The organism is Streptomyces sp. STR69, assembly GCF_024519455.1.
Taxonomy (GTDB): Bacteria; Actinomycetota; Actinomycetes; order Streptomycetales; family Streptomycetaceae; genus Streptomyces.
In genome coordinates this window covers 288595-307801 of record NZ_JALJRY010000005.1, presented here as the reverse complement: position 1 = coordinate 307801, position 19207 = coordinate 288595, and the positions used below count along the sequence as shown (strand labels likewise).

13 protein-coding genes and 1 other RNA gene are annotated in these 19207 nt (G+C 68.3%); 6 read left to right on the top strand and 8 right to left on the bottom strand.

All coding sequences use genetic code 11. The features are described 5' to 3' along the window. Complete coding sequence (locus tag OC490_RS11900; protein ID WP_262057847.1) at positions 1-3306, top strand: DEAD/DEAH box helicase; 3306 nt, start codon at positions 1-3, stop codon at positions 3304-3306. Between the two features lie 39 nt (positions 3307-3345). Here the strand turns inward: OC490_RS11900 and OC490_RS11895 are convergent, their stop codons facing one another. Next, on the bottom strand, positions 3346-3534 hold the full coding sequence (locus tag OC490_RS11895) for a DUF397 domain-containing protein (RefSeq protein ID WP_262057846.1): 189 nt from the start codon (positions 3532-3534) through the stop codon (positions 3346-3348). After that, the gene (locus tag OC490_RS11890; protein WP_262057845.1) at positions 3531-4403 is read right to left on the bottom strand and encodes a helix-turn-helix domain-containing protein; all 873 of its coding nucleotides are present in this window, start codon (positions 4401-4403) and stop codon (positions 3531-3533) included. Before OC490_RS11890 ends, OC490_RS11895 begins: the two co-directional genes overlap by 4 nt. A gap of 168 nt (positions 4404-4571) precedes the next feature. Here OC490_RS11890 and OC490_RS11885 point away from each other — a divergent pair, with 168 nt between their 5' ends. Together OC490_RS11885 and OC490_RS11880 are read left to right on the top strand one after the other, a co-directional pair. Further along, complete coding sequence (locus tag OC490_RS11885; RefSeq protein WP_262057844.1) at positions 4572-5054, top strand: ATP-binding protein; 483 nt, start codon at positions 4572-4574, stop codon at positions 5052-5054. 202 nt (positions 5055-5256) lie between these two features. Next, positions 5257-5988, top strand: a complete 732-nt coding sequence (locus OC490_RS11880; RefSeq protein ID WP_262057843.1) for a hypothetical protein — start codon at positions 5257-5259, stop codon at positions 5986-5988. A gap of 107 nt (positions 5989-6095) precedes the next feature. Here the strand turns inward: OC490_RS11880 and OC490_RS11875 are convergent, their stop codons facing one another. Further along, positions 6096-6581, bottom strand: coding sequence for a hypothetical protein (locus tag OC490_RS11875; RefSeq protein ID WP_262057842.1), 486 nt, complete (start codon positions 6579-6581; stop codon positions 6096-6098). Next, positions 6578-6907 (bottom strand): plasmid mobilization protein, encoded by a 330-nt coding sequence (locus tag OC490_RS11870; protein ID WP_262057841.1) that lies wholly within the window; start codon positions 6905-6907, stop codon positions 6578-6580. The genes OC490_RS11875 and OC490_RS11870 overlap by 4 nt, the downstream gene beginning before the upstream one ends. 286 nt (positions 6908-7193) lie before the next feature. On the opposite strand from OC490_RS11870, the gene OC490_RS11865 reads away from it, so the two are divergent. Together OC490_RS11865 and OC490_RS11860 are read left to right on the top strand one after the other, a co-directional pair. Further along, on the top strand, positions 7194-8726 hold the full coding sequence (locus OC490_RS11865; RefSeq protein ID WP_262057840.1) for an AAA family ATPase: 1533 nt from the start codon (positions 7194-7196) through the stop codon (positions 8724-8726). A 15-nt stretch (positions 8727-8741) separates the two neighbouring features. Next, complete coding sequence (locus OC490_RS11860) at positions 8742-11180, top strand: 2OG-Fe(II) oxygenase (RefSeq protein WP_262057839.1); 2439 nt, start codon at positions 8742-8744, stop codon at positions 11178-11180. A gap of 117 nt (positions 11181-11297) precedes the next feature. Here the strand turns inward: OC490_RS11860 and OC490_RS11855 are convergent, their stop codons facing one another. The 3 genes from OC490_RS11855 to OC490_RS11845 all read right to left on the bottom strand — a co-directional run bounded on the left by OC490_RS11855 (position 11298) and on the right by OC490_RS11845 (position 16022). Then, entirely contained in the window at positions 11298-11747 is a 450-nt protein-coding gene (locus tag OC490_RS11855; RefSeq protein WP_262057838.1) for a hypothetical protein, read from the bottom strand. After that, on the bottom strand, positions 11744-14122 hold the full coding sequence (locus OC490_RS11850) for an AAA family ATPase (RefSeq protein WP_262057837.1): 2379 nt from the start codon (positions 14120-14122) through the stop codon (positions 11744-11746). Before OC490_RS11850 ends, OC490_RS11855 begins: the two co-directional genes overlap by 4 nt. A gap of 226 nt (positions 14123-14348) precedes the next feature. Further along, positions 14349-16022 (bottom strand): DUF262 domain-containing protein, encoded by a 1674-nt coding sequence (locus OC490_RS11845; protein ID WP_262057836.1) that lies wholly within the window; start codon positions 16020-16022, stop codon positions 14349-14351. Positions 16023-16684: 662 nt separating this feature from the next. Here OC490_RS11845 and OC490_RS11840 point away from each other — a divergent pair. Continuing rightward, on the top strand, positions 16685-18331 hold the full coding sequence (locus OC490_RS11840; protein ID WP_262057835.1) for a hypothetical protein: 1647 nt from the start codon (positions 16685-16687) through the stop codon (positions 18329-18331). A 416-nt stretch (positions 18332-18747) separates the two neighbouring features. On the opposite strand, the gene rnpB is transcribed toward OC490_RS11840, so the two are convergent. Then, an RNA gene (gene rnpB / locus OC490_RS11835) (RNase P RNA component class A) lies at positions 18748-19160 on the bottom strand. Positions 19161-19207 lie beyond the last annotated feature (47 nt).

The window sequence follows — 19207 nt, the reverse complement described above, 5'->3', positions numbered from 1 at the left end:
TTGGCCGAGCACGACGATGCATTGTTTCCCGGTGCCGCCAAGCCAGCGGCACCGGCGCAGGATGGTCTCTTCAACCACGAACCTGCCACGGCCGAGGACTCGTTTCGCAGGGTGACGCTGAAGGCGATGTACTCACCCGACGACGCACCGTTTAAGTCGTTCTACGAGCCCCTGCTTTCCAGGGCCGTCGCCTACGACCGTGCTGTCGGCTACTGGTCCGGGGCAGAGCTGCAGTTCGCCGCTCAGGGCACGGCGTACTTCATCGCCGGTGGCGGCGTGATGAGACTCATCGTCGGCGCCCAGCTTGGCAAGAAGGACGTCGACGCGGTGCTCTCTGGCACTCCGCTCGACGATGTGGTTGCCGAACGTTTACTGGCAGACCCTGGCCTGGAGGGCACGAAGATCGTGCAGAGCGAGCACCTCAGCGTGCTGGCCTGGATGGTTGCCAACGACCGGCTCCACATCCGGGTCGGCATCCCGATCGACAAGCACGGCCACCTGCTCACCCACCGGGAGTCGGGCCGCTACTTCCACACTAAGTACGGCATCTTCACAGACCGCTACGGCCAAAAGGTCGCATTCAGCGGCTCCAACAACGCTTCGGTCACCGCATGGGTGAAGAACCACGAGACCTTCGACGCCTACCGCTCCTGGCGTACCGAGTCCTGGGAGGACTACGGCGAGCCCAAAGAGCGAGCCTTCGATCGGCACTGGCGTGCCAACCCCGACGAGGGTTGGGCGATCATCGACCTCCCCACTGCCGTCCGGGAACACCTGATAGAGCACGCCCCGGATGCTCCGCCGTTCCACTTCAACACGCTCGCGCCACAGCCAAAGATCGAAGAGACCGATCACGAAGCACCGCCTACCGACGTGGACGTCGATACCCAGGCGGCCTGGGACGAGCTGGTCGCTCTCCGGGATTCACCGAAAGCATCCGCGTGGACTGGCGTAGGTACAGCATGGGCTCAGCCGCTGCCGCACCAGGCCGAGCTGATCCATCGGGTGGTGTCGACGTACCCGCGCGGCTATCTCTTCGCCGATGAGGTTGGTCTTGGCAAGACTGTCGAAGCAGGCATGGTGCTACGCGAGCTCTTCACCTCCGGCCGAGCGAGGAAGGCGCTGTTGCTGGTGCCTGCCTCGGTGATGAAGCAGTGGCAGGAAGAACTCCACGAGAAGATGAACCTCGATGTCGCCCGTTACGACAAGGGTGGCTTCTTCGACCGGTTCGACCAGCCCATCACGACCGATCCAGGGGCGAACCCCTGGTCAGCCTTCCCGATCGTGCTCGCCTCCTCCCATCTCGCACGCCGCCGCACTCGCCGTACTGAGATCCTCGATGCCGGACCGTGGGATGTCGTCCTCGTCGATGAGGCCCATCACGCCCGCCGGCGCGGCTCCAAGGCGACCGACACTCCCAACTCCCTACTCGGGCTGCTCCAGGAGATGAAGAAACGCGACCTGTGGCGTGCGCTCTACCTCGCTTCGGCGACCCCGATGCAGATGCACGCCCATGAGGCCTGGGACCTTGTCGAGCTCCTCGGGCTGCCGGGCAAGTGGGGTGAGCAGGCGTTCTTCTTCACGCAATACTTCACCTATCTCGGCGACCCGCCTGAGAGGCGCGGTTGGAAACTCATCTGCGACATGCTGGAGGACTACTTCTCCGACCCCCTCGCCGAACGTGACACTGAGCTGGAGCAGCAAGTCGACGACGCACTCGGATGGGCCGACGCGTTGACGGTGACCGGGATGGCAGGCAATCCCCCCTCACCGGACCTCAGGGCACAGTTCCCTAACGCCACCTCCGAGTGGATGGAAAAGTGGGCTCGCCGCCACACCCCGATACGCGATCGGGTCTTCCGCAACACCCGCAAGACCATGCGGGCCTACCAGGCGGCCGGCATCATCCCGGCTTCAATCGTCATCCCGCACCGGCACGTCACCGACGAGTTCATCCCCCTGGCGGCGAACGAGCGGAAGCTGTACGAGCGCATCGAGGAGTACATCCGCCGCCACTACAACGCATACAAGTCCGACAAGGCCACCAAGGCCCTCGGCTTCATCATGACTGTCTACCGACGCCGGCTGACCTCCTCCTTCGAAGCGATCAAGCAGTCCCTGCAACGCCGCCTCGATGTACTCGAGCAGGGCAAGAACCTCGCCGATCTTCTCACCGATGACGACGGCGTCGACCTGGAGAACTCCCTCTTCGACCCCGAGGCCTTCGACGTCCGCGCCGACCGCCTCAAAGAGGAGATCGGCGAGCTCCGCTCCTTCCTCAATGACCTCAGCGATATCACGGGCGAGGACACCAAAGCCAAGAAGCTCGTCGAAGACCTGGCCGAGTCGTTCAAAACGTACGACTCCGCAGTGGTCTTCACTCAGTACACCGACACCATGGACTATGTCCGCGCGCGCCTCCTGGCCGCTGGCTATTACAGGCTCGGCTGTTACTCGGGCCGCGGCGGCGAGACCTACGATTCCGTAGCAGAGAAGTGGAACCCAGTCACTAAGGCTGAAATCAAAACCCGCTTCCGCAACGGCGATATCGAGGTCCTGATCGGCACCGACTCCATGAGCGAGGGCCTGAACCTGCAGACGTCAGGCCGCCTCGTCAACTACGACATGCCCTGGAACCTGATGCGCGTCGAGCAGCGCATCGGCCGAATCGACCGCATCGGCGCCGCCTACGAGCACCTCCAGATCAGCAACTATTTCTACGAAGACACTGTGGAGGAGCAGGTCTATAAGGGCATCAAGGAGGACTACGACGACTTCACCAACATTCTCGGCGGCGCCGCCCCCGTCCTCGGCACCGTCGAGAAGGTCATCGAGGACCTCGTTCTCGCAGCGGACCTCAGTGACGAAGCCATCGCTCGCGAGATCGCCGGCATCCGAACTCAGATCGACGACATCAGCAACCAGCCCGTCAGCACCGACGGCCTCGGCACCCCCGACGACGACATCACCATCAAGACCCCGCCGGACCTGACGGGAGACATCACCCCGTCAGACCTTGCCACCAAGCTCACGAACAATCGTCTCTCAGGCCGCTGGCTGACCCCAGACGACGGACGCCCCGGTATCTACAGTTTCTTCCTTCCGCGTGACGACGCCCGTGTGTCCTTCGGCCGCTCCGATGGCGTGACGTCCGTCGAGTGCTACTTGGTTCAGCCGCCCGCATCCTCAGTCCCCGTCACATTCGACCGCGATACCTGGGACGCCAGCAGCGACAGCGACCTAGTCTTCCTGACCTACGGGTCACCCGAGTTGGGCTCCCTCCTACCCGCCGAATCCGGTGAGTGACCGATAGAGAGGCGCCCTCCTTGCACTAACGCACGCTGCTCAATCCCCCGTCACGAACCCCAAGAACCACGACCACTCGCCTCGCCCGACGGCGAAGTGAGGGCGCGTGACGTCCTTGGAGTCCCGTACACACACGGCCTGTTCGGTGACGGCGACCTCCACGCAGTCGTCACCCTGACTGCCGCTATAGCTGGACTTGAACCACGCCAGTTCCGGCCTCGTGCTCATAGCTCTCCTCGGAGTCGCTCCAACAGACCCCGCGAGTCCTTGGCGTTCAGGGCCTGCGAGCGCAGTGTGTCATAGCGCTGGCAGAGGAGGCTTACCTCTTTCACGTCGGAGATCAGACGGCCGTTCTGTTGCCCCTCGGAGTACGCGTACCGCTGCCCCCTGAGAGTCTCCAGAAGCCGCACCGGCCCATCCAGACAGGCATGCAACCCGGCCTCTAACGGCACGACTTGGAGCGTCACGTTCCGCGGTGCGCTCAGCTCCAGCACATGGTCGAACATCTCCCGCATCTGGTCCCGATCCCCGAACCGGCGCCGGAAGTCGTGCTCTTCGACGATGAAGCTGAACGGCGTCGTCGGACGCTCGAACAGCATCCGCTGTCGCTCCATCCGCCGGGCCATGAAGTCCTCCAGGAGGCTGTCCGGCGCCACCGGAACAGTCCCCTCGAACACCGCCCGCGCATACCCCTCCGACTGCAACAACCCCGGCACCAGCCGGCACTCGTACGTACACAGACTCACCGCCACCCGCTCCAGCCGCGCCCACTGCCGGAACCACGCCGCAAGCCCCACATCCCCGCGCCCACGTGTCACGTACTTCGACGACTTCCGCAGCGCCCCCGTGTTGCCCAGTGCCTCCTCGGAGCGCTCCACCAACGCCACGTCGGGCATCCGGCGCCCCAACTCCACCGACTCCACCGTGTGCTTGGAGAAGCTCACGAGGTCCGCGAACTCGGTCCTGCTGTACCCCGCGTGCTCGCGCAGTGCCTGCATGACTGCCCCAAACGTCCGCAGGCTGTCCGAGGGATCGGGCTCCCGGTCCGCCTCGCCGCCCGGCACGTCTTCGTCGTCCACCACACAGCCGTCGGTCATCCGCGGCCACCTCCGGTTCCGTACCCGCGCTGTTCGCCGTCCCACAGCCGACAACACCCAGCGTGACGCATGAACCGTCGTACCGTCCACGGAATGTGCTCGTACGCTGACGCAGCGTACGGACCGCACCTCTGGAACGCGCCCACGCGCACCCGTCACCGTGGCCCCATGAGCGCAACTGCACCCCAACTCGCCTCCAACGTACACACGTTCGCCCAGCTTCTGTCGTCCACCCGCCGCGGAGCCCGACTCGCTCGTCTCCTCGCCGCCGAGCAGCTCCGTGCGTGGCCGGTGTCACCCGGCGTCACCGAGCGTGCCGAGCAGATCGTGGCCGAACTCGCCGCCAACGCCGCCCTGCACGGTCGTGTCAACAGCCGCGACTTCCGACTCACCCTCACCCTCGACACCACGGCCGGCCTGCTCCGTATCGCCGTTACCGACGCCCGGGGCGAGCGCCTCCCGTCGCCGCCTGCGGAATGCGGAACACACCTGGACGCCGAGTCTGGCCGTGGCCTCCTCCTGGTCACCGCCCTCGCCGACCGCTGGGGCGTCGAGCCCTACCCGCCCGGCGGCAAGTCAGTCTGGGCCGAATGCGCCTGCGAGACCCCGGCCCGGACACGCACAGCGGGCGGCTCTAACCGCGACGGCTAGGGCGTGGAGGTCGGTCATGGTCGTGACGAGGCGGTATGCGCCGATACGGCGCCCCTGGGAGGTGCTGACAGTGATCTCGCAGTCGATGGGGCGGACGGCAGCGGCTCCGAGCCTCGACAGGTAGGAGCTGTTGGGGGAAACGCTCCAGAACTGGCAGCCTGAGTGGGAGACTTGGGACCTAACGACCCAAGGAGTTCAAGGTATGACAACAGGCGCCGCCGACGGACCGGATCCGGCAGCAGCCGTACGTGGGCAGCGAGTCCTCGACCTCCTGGACAAGGCAATCGACAGCCAGAGCCTACTGGTGCGCAAGAACATAGCCCGGGCCCGCCAGCGGAACCCAGAGGCGACACCAGCACAGGTAATCCGCAATCTGGAGCGGATGTACGTCAGCGCCTTGACCGGAACGGGTGCCGCAGTTGGAGGAACTGCAGCCGCGCCCGGCGTCGGCACGGGAGTCGCACTGGCGCTGTCGGCAGGCGAGGCTCTGTCATCTCTTGAGCTGAGCGCCCTCTTCGCGCTTTCGCTCGCCGAAGTCCACGGAATCCCCATCGACGAGGTCGAGCGCCGCCGAACGATCGTGATGGGGATCATGCTCGGCGGGAGCGGCTCCACCACCATCACCAAGGTCGCCGAGCGGACGGGGCAACACTGGGGACGCCAGGTTGTCGCCAAGGTGCCAGTCGAGACGTTGCGTCAGATCAACAAGATCCTGGGGAGGAACTTCGTCACGAAGTACGGGACCAAGCAGGGAATCATCGTTCTCGGTCGCGTGGCACCGTTCGGTATCGGCGCTGTGATTGGTGGTGGCGCCAACGCTGCCATGGCCACTCTGGCGGTCAGGGCCGGTCGTCGCGCATTCGGCCCACCCCCGGTGTCGTGGCAAGGGCTGACGTGCAGCACACCGCCAACGTCCGAGAACTCGCCTGACTGACCCTCTGTCGCTGAAGGGCGTCGAACACCCCCGCCAACGCGCTCCTGCCGACGGCTCGTTCACCGCCTGCGTGGCCACTGGACGGGGCGGAGCGTGACTGCAGGTCGTCAGACGGCAACCACGTGCACGTCTGTCGGCGCGAGGACCGTCAGGTAGGCGTGGATGTCCCCCGGGTCGGTGGTGAAGATCACCGCGCTGCCGTGTCGGGCCGCCGCCAGGGCCACCCAGGCGTCCACCGCGTCCGGCCGCTTCTTCGCCGGCAGGGCCGCCCGCCCCAGAGCGGTGCCGATGCGGCGCCAGTCCGCGAGGTCCGGGCCCGTCGCGCAGGCCAGACACTCCGGACGGCCCGCCTTCGTCTCACGCATGGGCGGCTCGGACGTACGGGCCTGAGGGACCGTGCAGTCCTTCAGGACGCCGGACAGGGCGTGCACCAGCGCCGGTTGGGGGCGCCACACCTGGGCGAGGACCGGTCCGAGCACCAGCGCCCGGTGCGGGACCGTGCGCAGTCCCTCGTGGAGAGCCACCGCCTTCGCCTTGCGGTCCGCGAGTGCGATGAGCATGCCGGTGTCGTAGACCGGCACCCGTGCGCTCACGCGGCGTGTCCCGGACGGCGGCCCTGCCGGTCCCGGCCCTGGACGAGACCCAGGGCCCCTTCCACCTCGCGACGTTCCTGCTCCGTCAGTTCCGCGGGCGGTTCCTGGGCGGGTTCGGCGGGCAGCACGCCCGCTGCCTGCTCCGCCCGGGCGATGAGCGCGTCCACCTCGGCGAACTGTTCCTCTATGGCATCGCTCTCAGCCATCTGGCGTGTTGCGGCATGCACCAGGTAGGCCGATACGTCCATGCCCGCCCGCTCCGCGTGCCGCCTGATGCGTTCGGCCTGGTCCTGCTCCAAGCTGATGGTGATGCGTGCCTTCGCCATGAAGGCATCGTAATACGCGTATGACGGCAGTGCGAGTGCGGTCGAGGTGGGGAACCGCGCACGCCTCCTCTCCCCGGCGCGCCGTTCCGTACCGCCCCGTCTACCGGCGTCCGTCGCTCGCCCCGCGCGCCGGTTCCGGGGTCTCGCAATGCGGCGCACACGTACTCCATCATCCAGGCCGTAGGGAAGACGGGACACCATCAGACTGTCGTGAGCACAATTGGACCCTAATTAGGTACAGTACGCTATTACCTAATTAGGGATCGATGACGCCCACGGAGCACCCATGCAGATCCCCCCAAAGCCCGAACGCGTGGTCCGCCGCGACCGCGAGTGGGCCACGCTGGCCGAGTTCGCCGCCCGCACCGGCGACACGCTCCGGATCGCCGTCGTGTCAGGGCGACGTCGGCATGGCAAGTCGTTCCTGCTGCAGGCCCTCACCGAAGCCATGGGCGGCCTGTACATCACAGCCGTCCAGGAGGATGGCGCCCACGCGGCGAAGGCCCGCTTCGCGCAGGCCATCGCCGTGCACAGCGGTCTGCCCGTCGGGGCACTCCGTCTCGACGACTGGGACGAGCTGCTGCGCACAGCCTTCCGCGCCACCGACCGGCCAGGCCGCCGCCCCTTGGTCGTCATCGACGAGTTGCCCTACCTGCTGCAGCACTCCCCGGAGATCCCCGGCCTGATCCAGCGCATCTACGACGAGGGGCAGTTCGGCACGGCCGACGCCCCCCGCGGCGCGCTCATCCTGTGCGGCTCCGCCCTCTCCGTCATGCACGAACTTCTCTCCGGTCAGAAACCCCTGCGCGGCCGAGCTCTGATCGACATGCGGTTGTCGGCATTCGACTACCGCGAGGCCCGCGCATTCTGGGGCATCGGCGACGCCCACACCGCCTTCCTCGTCCACGCCGTCCTCGGCGGCGCCCCCGGCTACGCCCGCCTCACCGACACCGACCCGCCACAGAGCCCCGACGAATTCCCCACCTGGGTCACCCGCGTCCTGCTCTCCCCCGACCGCGCCACCTACTCCCGCGCCGAGACCGAATACCTCCTGCGCGAGGACCCCCGCATCAGGCAGCGCACGACCTACTACGAACTGCTCACCGCGATCGCCGACGGAGCCACCACCCCCACCGCTATCGGCGCCGCGCTCGGCCGCGACCGCGCCGCCACCACCCACCCCCTGGAGGTCCTGGAATCGGCCGGTTACGTCCGCCGAGCCCAAGACGTACTCAAGCAGCGCAATCCGATCATCACGCTGCCCGACCCGGTAATCCGCTTCAACCAGGTCGTCACCCTCCCCCAGGCCCCGCTCATCGACCTCGGCCTCCCCGACCGGGCCTGGCAGGCCGCAGCCCACGCCTTTCACTCGAAGGTCCTCGGCCCGCATTTCGAAGACCTCGCCCGCGCCTACACCGCCGCCCACCTCCCCCTCGACCTGTCACATCTGCCCATCGGGCACACCGGCTCCACCGAGGTCCCCGACGCGGGCGCCCGCACTCAGCACGAGGTGGACGTACTCGCCCTCGCCCCCGGCGACATCCCCCGCAAACCCCGCCGCTCCATCACCCTGATCGGTGAGGCCAAGGCCACCGCCACCCCTCGCTCCCTCACCGACCTGCAACGCCTCGAACGCATCCGTCAACTGCTCACCGCCCAAGGCCACAAGGCCGACGGCGCCACCCTCGCCCTGTACTCCCTGAACGGCTTCTGGCCCGACCTCGAAGCCCATGCCGTGAAGCGTCCCGACGTCCTTCTCGTCGATCTCGCCGCCCTGTACGGCGACGGCCCGCTCCGCGGCGGCGCCGCCCGTCCCTGAACGGTGCCACTCTCCTTGACAGCCGACGCCCTCCGCCGCCTGGCCGACGCAGACTGGTCCGGCAAGGGCCCGTCATGGCAGGAGCCGTGGACCGTCCCGGCCGCGGCGGACGATCGCGTACGCCTCAACTCCCCATCCGCGCCGGTCGATGCCGTGACACCACCGAAGAGGTATGACGAACGCGAGCGAGGACAGATGGCGAAGACCGCGCGGGAACGGCTGGCGAAGCTGCTGGGGGGCTCCGGGCCCGCCGGATCGTTCAGCGCACAGCTGTCGGTGCCTGCGGACCTCCTCCGCGTGGAGGTGTCCGGCGTCGGGCCGGTGAGACTTCCGCTGCGCGCACCGCTGACGAAGAAGCTGATCGCGGTGGCGCGGCCGGCGAAGTTCGGGCGGGGCGAGGAGACGCTGGCCGATGCGAGCGTCCGGGACACCTGGGAGCTGACCCCGGATCAGGTCACGCTGGGCGGAACCGGCTGGACGGCGCTGCTCGACAGGGCGTTGGAGCACTTCCGCGACGAGCTCGGGCTTCCGCGCGGCTCCCGTCTCCGTGCCGAACCGCACTCGATGCTGGTCTACGGCAAGGGGCAGTTCTTCCTTCCGCACCAGGACTCGGAGAAGGACGACGCGATGGTGGGCTCCCTGGTGGTGTCGCTGCCGTCGGCGCACACCGGTGGTGAACTGATCGTCGAGCATGCCGGAAAGAGCGTCACCTACCGTGCGTCGAAGGAGGAGCTGACCCTCGTCGCGTTCTACGCCGACTGTCGTCACCAGGTCACAGCCGTCCGGACCGGATACCGGGTGACGCTCACCTTCAACCTGCTCGCCGACGCCTCCCCGACCCCGGCCGAGGAGGCCCGCCCCGCCACCGAGCCGGCCCGCTGCCTCACCGAGCATTTCAGCACGCCGGTCACCTCACGCTACGGAGGCCGCGACCTCCCCCCGCCGAACCGGCTGGTCTTCCTGCTCGATCACGAATACACCCAGCGCGGCCTGAGCTGGGACCGGCTCAAGGGCGCCGACACGGATCGGGCCGCGCTGCTGCGCGCAGCGGCGGAGCAGGCCGGGTGCGAGGCGGTGCTGGCACTCGCCGAGGTGAAGGAGACCTGGGACGCCTGGCCTTCCGGCAGCGACCCGTGGGACGACGACTACTACGACGAAGAGGACGACACCGACGGCGGGACGGGCACAGACCCCGACGACTACGAGCTCAACGAGTTGATCGACGACGAGATCACCCTCGTCTGGTGGAGCGGCCCGGACGGCACCGGCGGCGAACCGATCTCGCTGGACGTCCAGGACCACGAGGTGTGTGCCGCCACCCCGAACGCGGCCCTGACTCCCCACAGCTCCGAGTACGAGGGCTACATGGGCAACTACGGCAACACGCTGGACCGGTGGTACCGGCGGGCCGCGGTCGTCGTGTGGCCGCGCGACCTTGCGTTCACGGCCCGTGCCGAAGCCGGGTCCCGGTGGGCCCTTGGCGAACTCCGCGACCGCATCGACGCCGGGGACCTGGCGGGGGCTCGTGACGCGGCGCAGTCGCTCGCGCCGTTCTGGGCGCACCTGGAGACGGAGGCGGGACTCCTCACCACGGCCCTGGATGTGGCGGTGGGCCTGGAGGCCGCCGGTACGGCGGCGATGCTGCTGGAACCGTTCCGCGTGGAGCTGCTCGCGCGAGAGCATGCGGCTGGGCTGTACGGCGAGGACTGGACGCGGAGCATCGTCGAGGGGTGGTTCGGGTCGAAGCACGACCTGTACGGCACCGGCCTGTCCGAGTGGGCCGACGACACGCTGCCGGGGCTGTGCGGGGCGCTGCGTACCGCCGGGAGCCCGCAGGTTGCACAGCTCCTGGCCGCCGGAACCTGGCGTTGGCTGGACAGTCAGCTCCAGCTCTGGACCACCACGCGAAGCGATGTCCGCCGACCCCGGCTGGAGACCCTGAGCTCGCCCTTGGTACGGCTGCTGAAAGCGGCCGACGACACCCTGCGCGACGAGATCACGGGAACCCTGCGCGGTTACGACGACACCGTCCTGGAGTGTCTGGTGCCGGCGCTCCGCCTGGCGGACACCCGCGGGCCGGCGGCGCTCGAGAAGATCGCCTGGGACTGCGCGGAGCGGCTCGGCACGATCGCCGCGACGCCACCGCGCGACGAGGGCGACTGGTCGATCGAATGGACCGGGTGCGGCTGCAGCCTCTGCGACAGGCTAGGCACGTTTCTCGGCTCACGGACGCAGCGGACCTTCGAGTGGCCGCTCGCGAAAGACGGACGTCGGCACGTGCACTCCCGGATCGACACGGCCGAGCTGCCGGTGCGCCACCATACGAGGCGGCAGGGGCGCCCGTACACCCTGGTGCTGACCAAGACCGACGAACTGTTCACGCGCGCCGCGAACGCGCGGAACAAGGCCGCGGCCGACCTGGCGTGGCTGACGGCGGCCTACGGTACAGCCTGAGCGGGCAGGAGCTGCCGAACGCCCGCTCCTGCCGACTGGCCGCGAGCGCGCGGACACTCGCCGCCTGGCTCGGCCCGGGACGGGCCATGACCCCGGCGGGCATGCCACGGGAGCCCTTTACAGCGTTCCCCTCCCCAAGACCCCGAGCACCGTCTCGACATCGTCCCGCCACGAACGCAACTCCGCCTGCGTGGGCGCGAGTTCGTACCCGTGGTAGTGGCAGGCCCGGCTGAGGCCGGCCCAGGTCGCCGACCAGCGGCGGGCCGTGTCGGGGTCGGCGTAGGACTCCAGGCACAGGGCCTGGGCGTGCGGCGCGCAGCGGGCCAGCTGCGGTTTGCGGGCCTGCCAGTAGCGGCGCAGGGCCTCTTCGAGGGCATGGCGCAGCAGGAGTGCCACGGCACGCGGCCAGACGCCAGTGGTGGAGGCGGTGGCCGTGCCGAGCAACCGGTCCGCGCCCGCGAGCAGTTCCTCGGGGGTCGAGGTGGACGGCGGTGGAGGCGGGAGGGCCGCAGGGAGCCGGGGCGGGCGAGCGGACGGGACGGGAGTGACCGGGCGGATCGTGGTCACAGGGATCGCACCGCCTTCGCGAGGTCCGCGGTGCGGCGGATGATCTCCTCCACGTCGTCCACGGGCACGGCTTCGTGGGAGCCCCTGTTGCACCACCGGATATGGTCGGTGGCCTGCTGGCCGTAGGCCCGGGTGAGGTCGGTCATGGCCTCGCCCACCCGGTCGGTCTCCCCGTAAAGGGCAAGGGAAGCCAGTTCGGTGAGCTTGTGGGCCTTGGCGATGCGTCGCTCGATCTCGTCGTGCGGCAGTCCCGTACCGAGGAGCCGGCGTCGGGCCGGTTCGAGGAAGGCGGCCTCCAGTGCGGTGCGGCACAGGCCGGGCAGGACCCGCGCTACGACGTCGCCAGGCAGGTCGCGGGTCTTGGCGAGCGCCTTCGCGTCGTACAGGGCCTGCTTGACGGGGTCGTCGCCGGAGCGGACGCGTACGGCGGAGTGCTCACGGCGGTCGACGGTGAGGACGGTGGCGGGCAGCCGCAAGTACTTCAGGGCCTGCGGCAGGCGGGTGTCGTGCGTGAAGACGACGACCTGGCGGTGTTCGGCGAGGAGTGCGAGGACGCGGGCGAGGCCGTCCACCTTGGCGGGGTCCATGGACTGCACCGGGTCGTCGATGACCAGGAACCGGAACGGGTTCTCCGGCAGGAAGGTGCGCGGAAGGAAGAGGGAGAGGGCGAGGGCGTGCAGTTCGCCCTGGCTCATCACGCCGAGTGCGGGGGCGTTGATGTCGTCGACGGTCACGTCGAGGGCGACGTTGCTCTGTTGGCGCAGGTTGGACCAGATGCGCTGGGCGTCCTCGGCAATGGGCCGCATCCGCTCGGCGCGGATCTCGTCGTGGGCGGCCTTGAGCCATTTCTGGGCGGCCTTGACGCGGGCCAGGCTCGGGATCGCCCGCTCGGCGGCGTGGGCCTTGTCGAGCCAGGCCGCGAGCGCCCGTGCGGCGTCACGCCAGGCGTCGTCCTGGTCGGCGAGGCTCCGCGCGGCCTCCTGACGGGTGACCCGCGCGGCGTCGGCCGCGGTCCGTGCGGCGTTCTCCGCGACGGACGCCAGTGCGGCCGGCTCGGAGACGGTACGACACCGCAGCCAGTCGTCCCAGGCGGCGGCGATCTCGGGCGGCAGCCAGCCCGGAGGCGGCACGGCGAGATCACGGATGGCCTGGCCGGCCGCGTGCAGTTCCCGGCGTGCGGTGAGGGCCTGTTCGGCCTCGGTGCGCAGGAGGCGTTCCTGCTCGGCCGCGTCCAGCGCCCAGTCCTCGTCCAGCCGTGCCGCGCCACCACACACGGGACAGGTACCGAGGTCGGGGTGGGCGCGATGGTGGGCGAGGGCGCGGGCGAGGAGTTCGGCACGTTGCAGCGCGTCCTCTGCGGAGGTGCCCCGAAGGTCCTCGGCGGCGGCGATCGTCTCGCGCAGCCGGGCCACAGCCGTGGCCACCGCCTCGGTGTCGGGTCCGGTCAGGGTGGAGCGGCGGCGCAGGTCGAACAGGAGTGACTCGTCCGCCGCACCGGTCCCGGCGGCCAGTTCGGCCGCCCGCGCGAGGTCCGGGCGCCGCCCGTCGAGTGCGGAACGGGCGGCCTGGGCGCGAGGGTCGTCGGTGTTCTCCAGCAGGGCGAGCAGGGCGGGGAGTCCGGCCTTGGCCTCCTTCGCGGGCGCGTCGTACTCGCGGGCCAGGTCGCGCAGCCGCTTGTCGGCCGCGGCGAGCTGCTCCAGGCCGAGGATGGAGGCGACGGCGTCGTACATCTCGCTGGGCTTGCCGCCGATGACCTGGCCGAGTTCGGAGTACGACAGGAAGGGACGGTAGGTCGCCAGATCCTCCTGCCAGCCGAGGTCCGGGAGCGGAACGGGGTCGTGGCCGGGCCGGTCGAGTTCGGCGGCGGAGTCGGCGACGTCGTCTCCGTGCCACGTGCGCAGCACGGTGGCGGACTCCGGGTCGCCGTCGATACGCAACTCCACGGCGATCTGCGGCTCCTGGCCGTGGTGAAGGTTGCGCCAGCTTCTGCGCCAGATGTCACTGCGGCCGCGCCAGCGGGCGTTGTCGCCGGTCAGCGCGATCTCGGTGGCTTCCGCGAAGCTCGACTTGCCGGAGCCGTTGCGGCCGGTGACCAGCGTGAGCCCCGGGCCGGGGGTGAGCGGGAGGCGTGCGGTCCGGCCGATGCCGCGGAATCCGCTGACAGTGACGGACTGCAGATAGGCGCCCGGCATCCGTCCGCGAACCGGTCCATCGTCCTGGAAGGCGGTGAGCAGGACGGCCTTGGCGTCCTCGTCGAGATCCGAGGCGGCGAGCCGTTCGGCGATGAGGAGAGCGAGGGTGCCGGGGGCCGCCGGCTGCCCGGCTGGCTGCTGTGCGGGTGACGGCTCCGGAGCGGAATCGACGGATTCGGGCATGACGTGAACTCCCGTGGAAGCGACGGCTGCGGAGGCGGCGGTCGGACAGGCGTACGGAGGCCGCGCAGCGTGAGGGGCACGGGCCCGACGGTGCAGTCGGCGTGACGTGTGGGCCGTGAGCTGTGGATGACCATAGCCTGGGCACCCACAAGAATGGAAGTCCTTGGAACTCTTTGGAAATAACTGGGAGTGGCAAGCGGGGAAGGCGAAGCCTCCCGCCCCGTACCTACAGACGCCACTCTTCAGCGAGCACGCCGATCAGTTCGTCCTGCCTCGCCCCCAGCAGCCCGGGGGTCCACTCGGCATGCTGAAGCACCTGGCTCGTCAGCGCGAAGGGGACCACTCCCCCACGGCCAGTGAAGTACTTGGCCTTCTTCTCGGCGAAGTCGTAGTTCTGGGCGGCCGAGTTCTTCGCGCGGTTCAGCAGGACCAGGTTGCCGAGGCGGTGCGTCCACCGGGCGCGCTGCTCCTCGTCGAACAACGCGGTCCACCGCGACCCGGACCCCGGGTTCTGCGGCAGAACATGCTCGACGGTGATGAGCCCATGGTTGTAGGTCACCCCCTGCCCACGCGCCAGCAACTCATCGAGGCGGAGGAGCACGTACTTGCGGATCTTGCCGACGAGATAGAGATCGCCGTCGAGCCTGGCGCGGGTGTCCGCCTTCTCGTCATCCGTCAGCTCGAGGGCGGGGGAATCGAGACCCTGTCCATCATCGAGTTGCCGGAGCAATTCGGCATAGCGTCTGACCCGAGGGGTGGTGTACTCGCGGCGGATGAACAGGCTTGCCGACAGCCGCTCCAGCGCCCGCATGAACGCGTCGAGCCAGACCGGGTCGTCCTCGTGGTGGCGCAGCGCCCAGAGAGCGGCGGGCCGCCAGTCGTAGTTGTCGACCTGCTGGAGCCTCCGGAACCAGGCGTTGACCGCGTCCGCACCCGACGCCGACTCGTAACGCGCCTCCCGGATCCTGCCGTACGCGTCGGCGTACGGTCGGACGACATCGTGGACGAAGGCCTCGGCCTTGCCGGGAAGGTAGCGGCTGAGCACCTGCTCCGGGAACTCCTTGAGCAGTTCCTGTTCAGCGCGCTTCTTGGCGAAGATCATCCGCAGATGGAGGAAGAGCTCGGCGAAGTCGTCGCGCCCGAGCATCTCCTCGGCGTCCTCCCAGACGGTGGCGCACTCGTCGGACGCCTCCGGTCCGAGATCGCCGATTATGCGTGACTTGAAGATGTCGGTCGGGGACAGGTCCAGCCCCCGGGAGTTCATGACACTGAAGATCCGGTGCGCGCTGTCGAGGTCGGGGGTACTAACGACTACCAGGAACGTCCGCTCGGCGAGCATCTGAGCCAGCTTCAGCCGATCCTCCTCAGGCGAAGCCGAGAGGCTGCGGTGCAGGACTGTCGCGTTACGGAGAATGGCCTTCTGCGCATCGGTGCGCAAGGCGTCCTCCTTGAGCGTCAGCAGAGTGCCTACCGCGTCTTTCGTCTGCACGTACTTCCCGAAGAAGTCCGCGTCGCGACTTCGCAGGGTTAGCCGCGGTCTCGGCGCGAGCCCACGGATCTTGGCGCCCGGCTCCATCACCAGCCTGTCGAGGTCGCCGCGCAGTTCCGGATCCTCGGTGAGATCACGCAGGACCGACAGGAGGATGGTCAGGGTCGTGAGGCGCTGCTGGCCGTCGATGACGTCCGCCCTCGGAGCCCCTCCGTTCTTGACGAGCACGACAGATCCGAGGAAGTACGGTTCGTCCGTCCCTCGGTCCAGGGCTTCCTGCAGGTCTGTCAGCAGTTGAACCGCCTGCTCCTCCTGCCACGCGTAGGGGCGCTGGTAATCGGGGATCTGAAAGTCGTAGTCGCTGCTGAACACCTTGTGCAGGGGCATCTCATGCGCCTCAAGCTTTTGCATGCCCCGATGATGGCGGAAAGGCCGAGCTTCCCGGCACCCGATCGGCTCAGCTTCCTTCGATCCGGCAGCGGCCTCGTCGGTGCGGCGACCGCCCCACGCCCGAACGAGGCGTCTACCGCACAGTCACGCTTGGGAAAGCGGAACCAATTGGGCTGGCTGGGCCGCTCCAAGGGGCGGCGGAGGTCTTCGGCAAGGGAGCAAGACGGGGGTCGGGTGTGACGGGCGATGACCGGTCGAACTCATGGGTCGGCGGTCTGAAGGGCACGTATCTCATCCACGCCGCGCCGACATGGCCGACTACACCCGTGACCTGAGCGACAACGCTGCCCTCGTTGCACTGGAACGAAACCCGTCCCGAACTGCTCCGCGTCGAAACTCGACCGCCACGAAGCCGGCTATGTCCTGGGAGAGTTGCCAACCGTCAAGCGGGAGGACAAAACCGTCCGCGGCACCTACCGAGTCATGACCCTGACCCTCGACATCTACGACCTCATGGCCGAGGATCAACAATCCAAAACCCTTACCCGACCATTCCCGCCCCCGGCCAGAACCCCCGCGCGTCCCGCCTGAGCACCCCCACCGGCGCGCTGCAAGCGAACCGCAGCGCGGCGCACTCGGCGATTCAAAACCGCCCGCCCACCACACCGCACAGGCAGCCGCCCATGGAACCCCGTAATTACCGCATGGTCGTCTCGACCACGAAGGACTTCGTCACGGCCTCCGCCGAAGCCGATCGCCAACTGCACCACTGGTTAAGCGTGATGAAGCCGTACGACACCTCGGTCCTCGACGAGGGCCGCAACGAGATAGCCGAGGGCGTCACTCTCGACCACGACGCAGCCGCGGGCCGCCACGGTTCGTACTCCCGCTGGCGCCTGCGCGAGACCAAAGACGCCGCCCAGGGCACATGGCAGTCCACCCTGGTCGTCCGCTCAGGCAGCCGCCACGACAATCGCCGCACCTGGCTTCAGGTTGACATCGAGCATCAGCCAGCCCCGGACCAACGGCACATCAAAGCCAACACACCCGGAATAGCCAAACTGCTCCTCGATGCCCTCCCCACCCAGGACGGTCTCGCTGACGTCGGCACGGACCCGAAGTTCATCGAGCCGGACGACGTGGAGGAGGTCATCGAGGAACTCTGCGAGCAGGACCGCAGACTTCCCATCGTCGTGGCGAGTGTCCCCTACGGACAGGACCCCGAGGCCTGGACGGAAAAGATCATCGAACCGGCCTTCCGCCACCTCACCGGGCTCGCCGTCATGTACGTCCTCAGCCCAGAAGCGCAGCAGGCCTTCAACGCGACCCTCGAATACCACCCCGTCTTCGGTGGTGGCATCCGCACCTACCGCCCCGGCGTCGACCCAGCCTGGCAGCCTGACGCCCAGCGCCACCCGGTGATGTCCCGGACGACGATCGAGGCGAACCCGAGGCGCGCGGCGGCGATCCTCGCCTCGCTCCCCCAGCGGCTGGCCCTGAGCCACCCACTACCCAAGTCGCTGGACACCCTGCCCGTCCAACGCACCCGCCCCCGCCCGGCCGCCGACAACTCCAGCCTTGAGGCACTGCGCGGGGAACTCAGGACGGCCGAGGTACTACTCCAGGAGGCGGAACAGCGTGAGGAGTCCCGCGACGAGGAGATCCGGGACTTCCGCCGACAACTGAAGCAGTCGGAGGACCGGGACTTGCAGCAGATCGTCGAGAACGACCAGCTGTACAGCGATCTCCAGGACGCCCGTCGCAAAGCGCGCTTCCTTCAGAAGCAGCTCGAAGAGGCCGGCCTCCACGCACTCGCCCACACCCCGCCCCCGGAACCAGCCGACCGACCCACCACCTTCGTCGAAATCCTGGGCCGCATGGGCGAGTTCAAGCATCTGCGCTTCACGGGAAACGCCAAGAAGACCAAGGACCTCGACGCCCAGTGCATCGGCAATTGGGTCACCGTGGCCTGGGACGCTCTGCGCGCCCTGAATGACTACGCCGCCGCGTCCGCCGCAGGCACGACGGGCGGCGACTTCCGCCACTGGTGCGACAACCTGCCGGACGACTGCGAGAACCCCTTCCCCTCCGGCAAGGTCAAGATGAAGGAGTCGGAGACGGTCGGGAACAACACCGACTGGCGCCGCCAGCGCACGTTTCCCGTACCGAAGTCCGTCGCCGAGGAAACCAAGTTGTTCATGCAGGCCCACCTGCGCATCGGCGGAGGCAACACGGTGTCGCCTCGCCTGTACTTCCACGACGACGGCCCCGGCACAGGGCTCGTGTACGTCGGATACATCGGCCCGCATCCGGACAACACGCAGACCTGATCGAAATGGCCGCCGACACTTACAGCCGCCCGATGGAGCCGGACCATCTGGCCGAGTCCATCGAGACGGTCCCCGGGCGGCTGGAAGAGCTTCGCGCGATGTACCCCCGGCTCACCGCAGCCCGCGCCAAATGGGTTTGCCCGGGCCGACACGACGGCCAATGCCGAGGCCGCGTTCTCCCGCCGTGCCAAGACCGCCCCGATGCCTGCGGCTCCAGCACCATGCTCCGACGGGACGGCTCTCGCGAACACCCAGCCCAGAGGCCTCGCGTGCCCCTCCGCTGCAGGGATTTTTCAGGGACTTTCAGCCCTGTCCGAGGGACTTTCCGCCGTCTAACGCAGCAAGCCCCTCAAAAATCGGAAAGGGCCTCCGCCACAGGTCAGAGGCCCTTCCCCAGGCAAAACCGCAGGTAGCGGCAGACGAGCCGGGCCGTACGCCGGGTTCTGTGTCCGGGAGGACCTCACGATCCTCCCGGCGACGGCCATCCATCTAGGACCGGTGTTGCCACCGGCCTCGTGCGGTCTACCCGCGGACTCGGGCGGGCAGCCCTCGAACGTCCGCGCAGAGCGCGCTTTTTACGGCGGCGCTCCTTTTGACCTTGCTCCGGGTGGGGTTTACCTAGCTGCCCAGGTCACCCTGGGCACTGGTGGTCTCTTACACCACCGTTTCACCCTTACCCGGCGCCGAAGCGCCGGGCGGTCTGTTTTCTGTGGCACTGTCCCGCGGGTCACCCCGGGTGGCCGTTAGCCATCACCCTGCCCTGTGGAGCCCGGACGTTCCTCGGGAAGTTCCCGCTAGGGGCACTCCACGCGGCCGTCCGCCCGGCTCGTCTGCCGTGTCGACCATGCTACCGGGCGGGCACCGCCCTTCGAACCG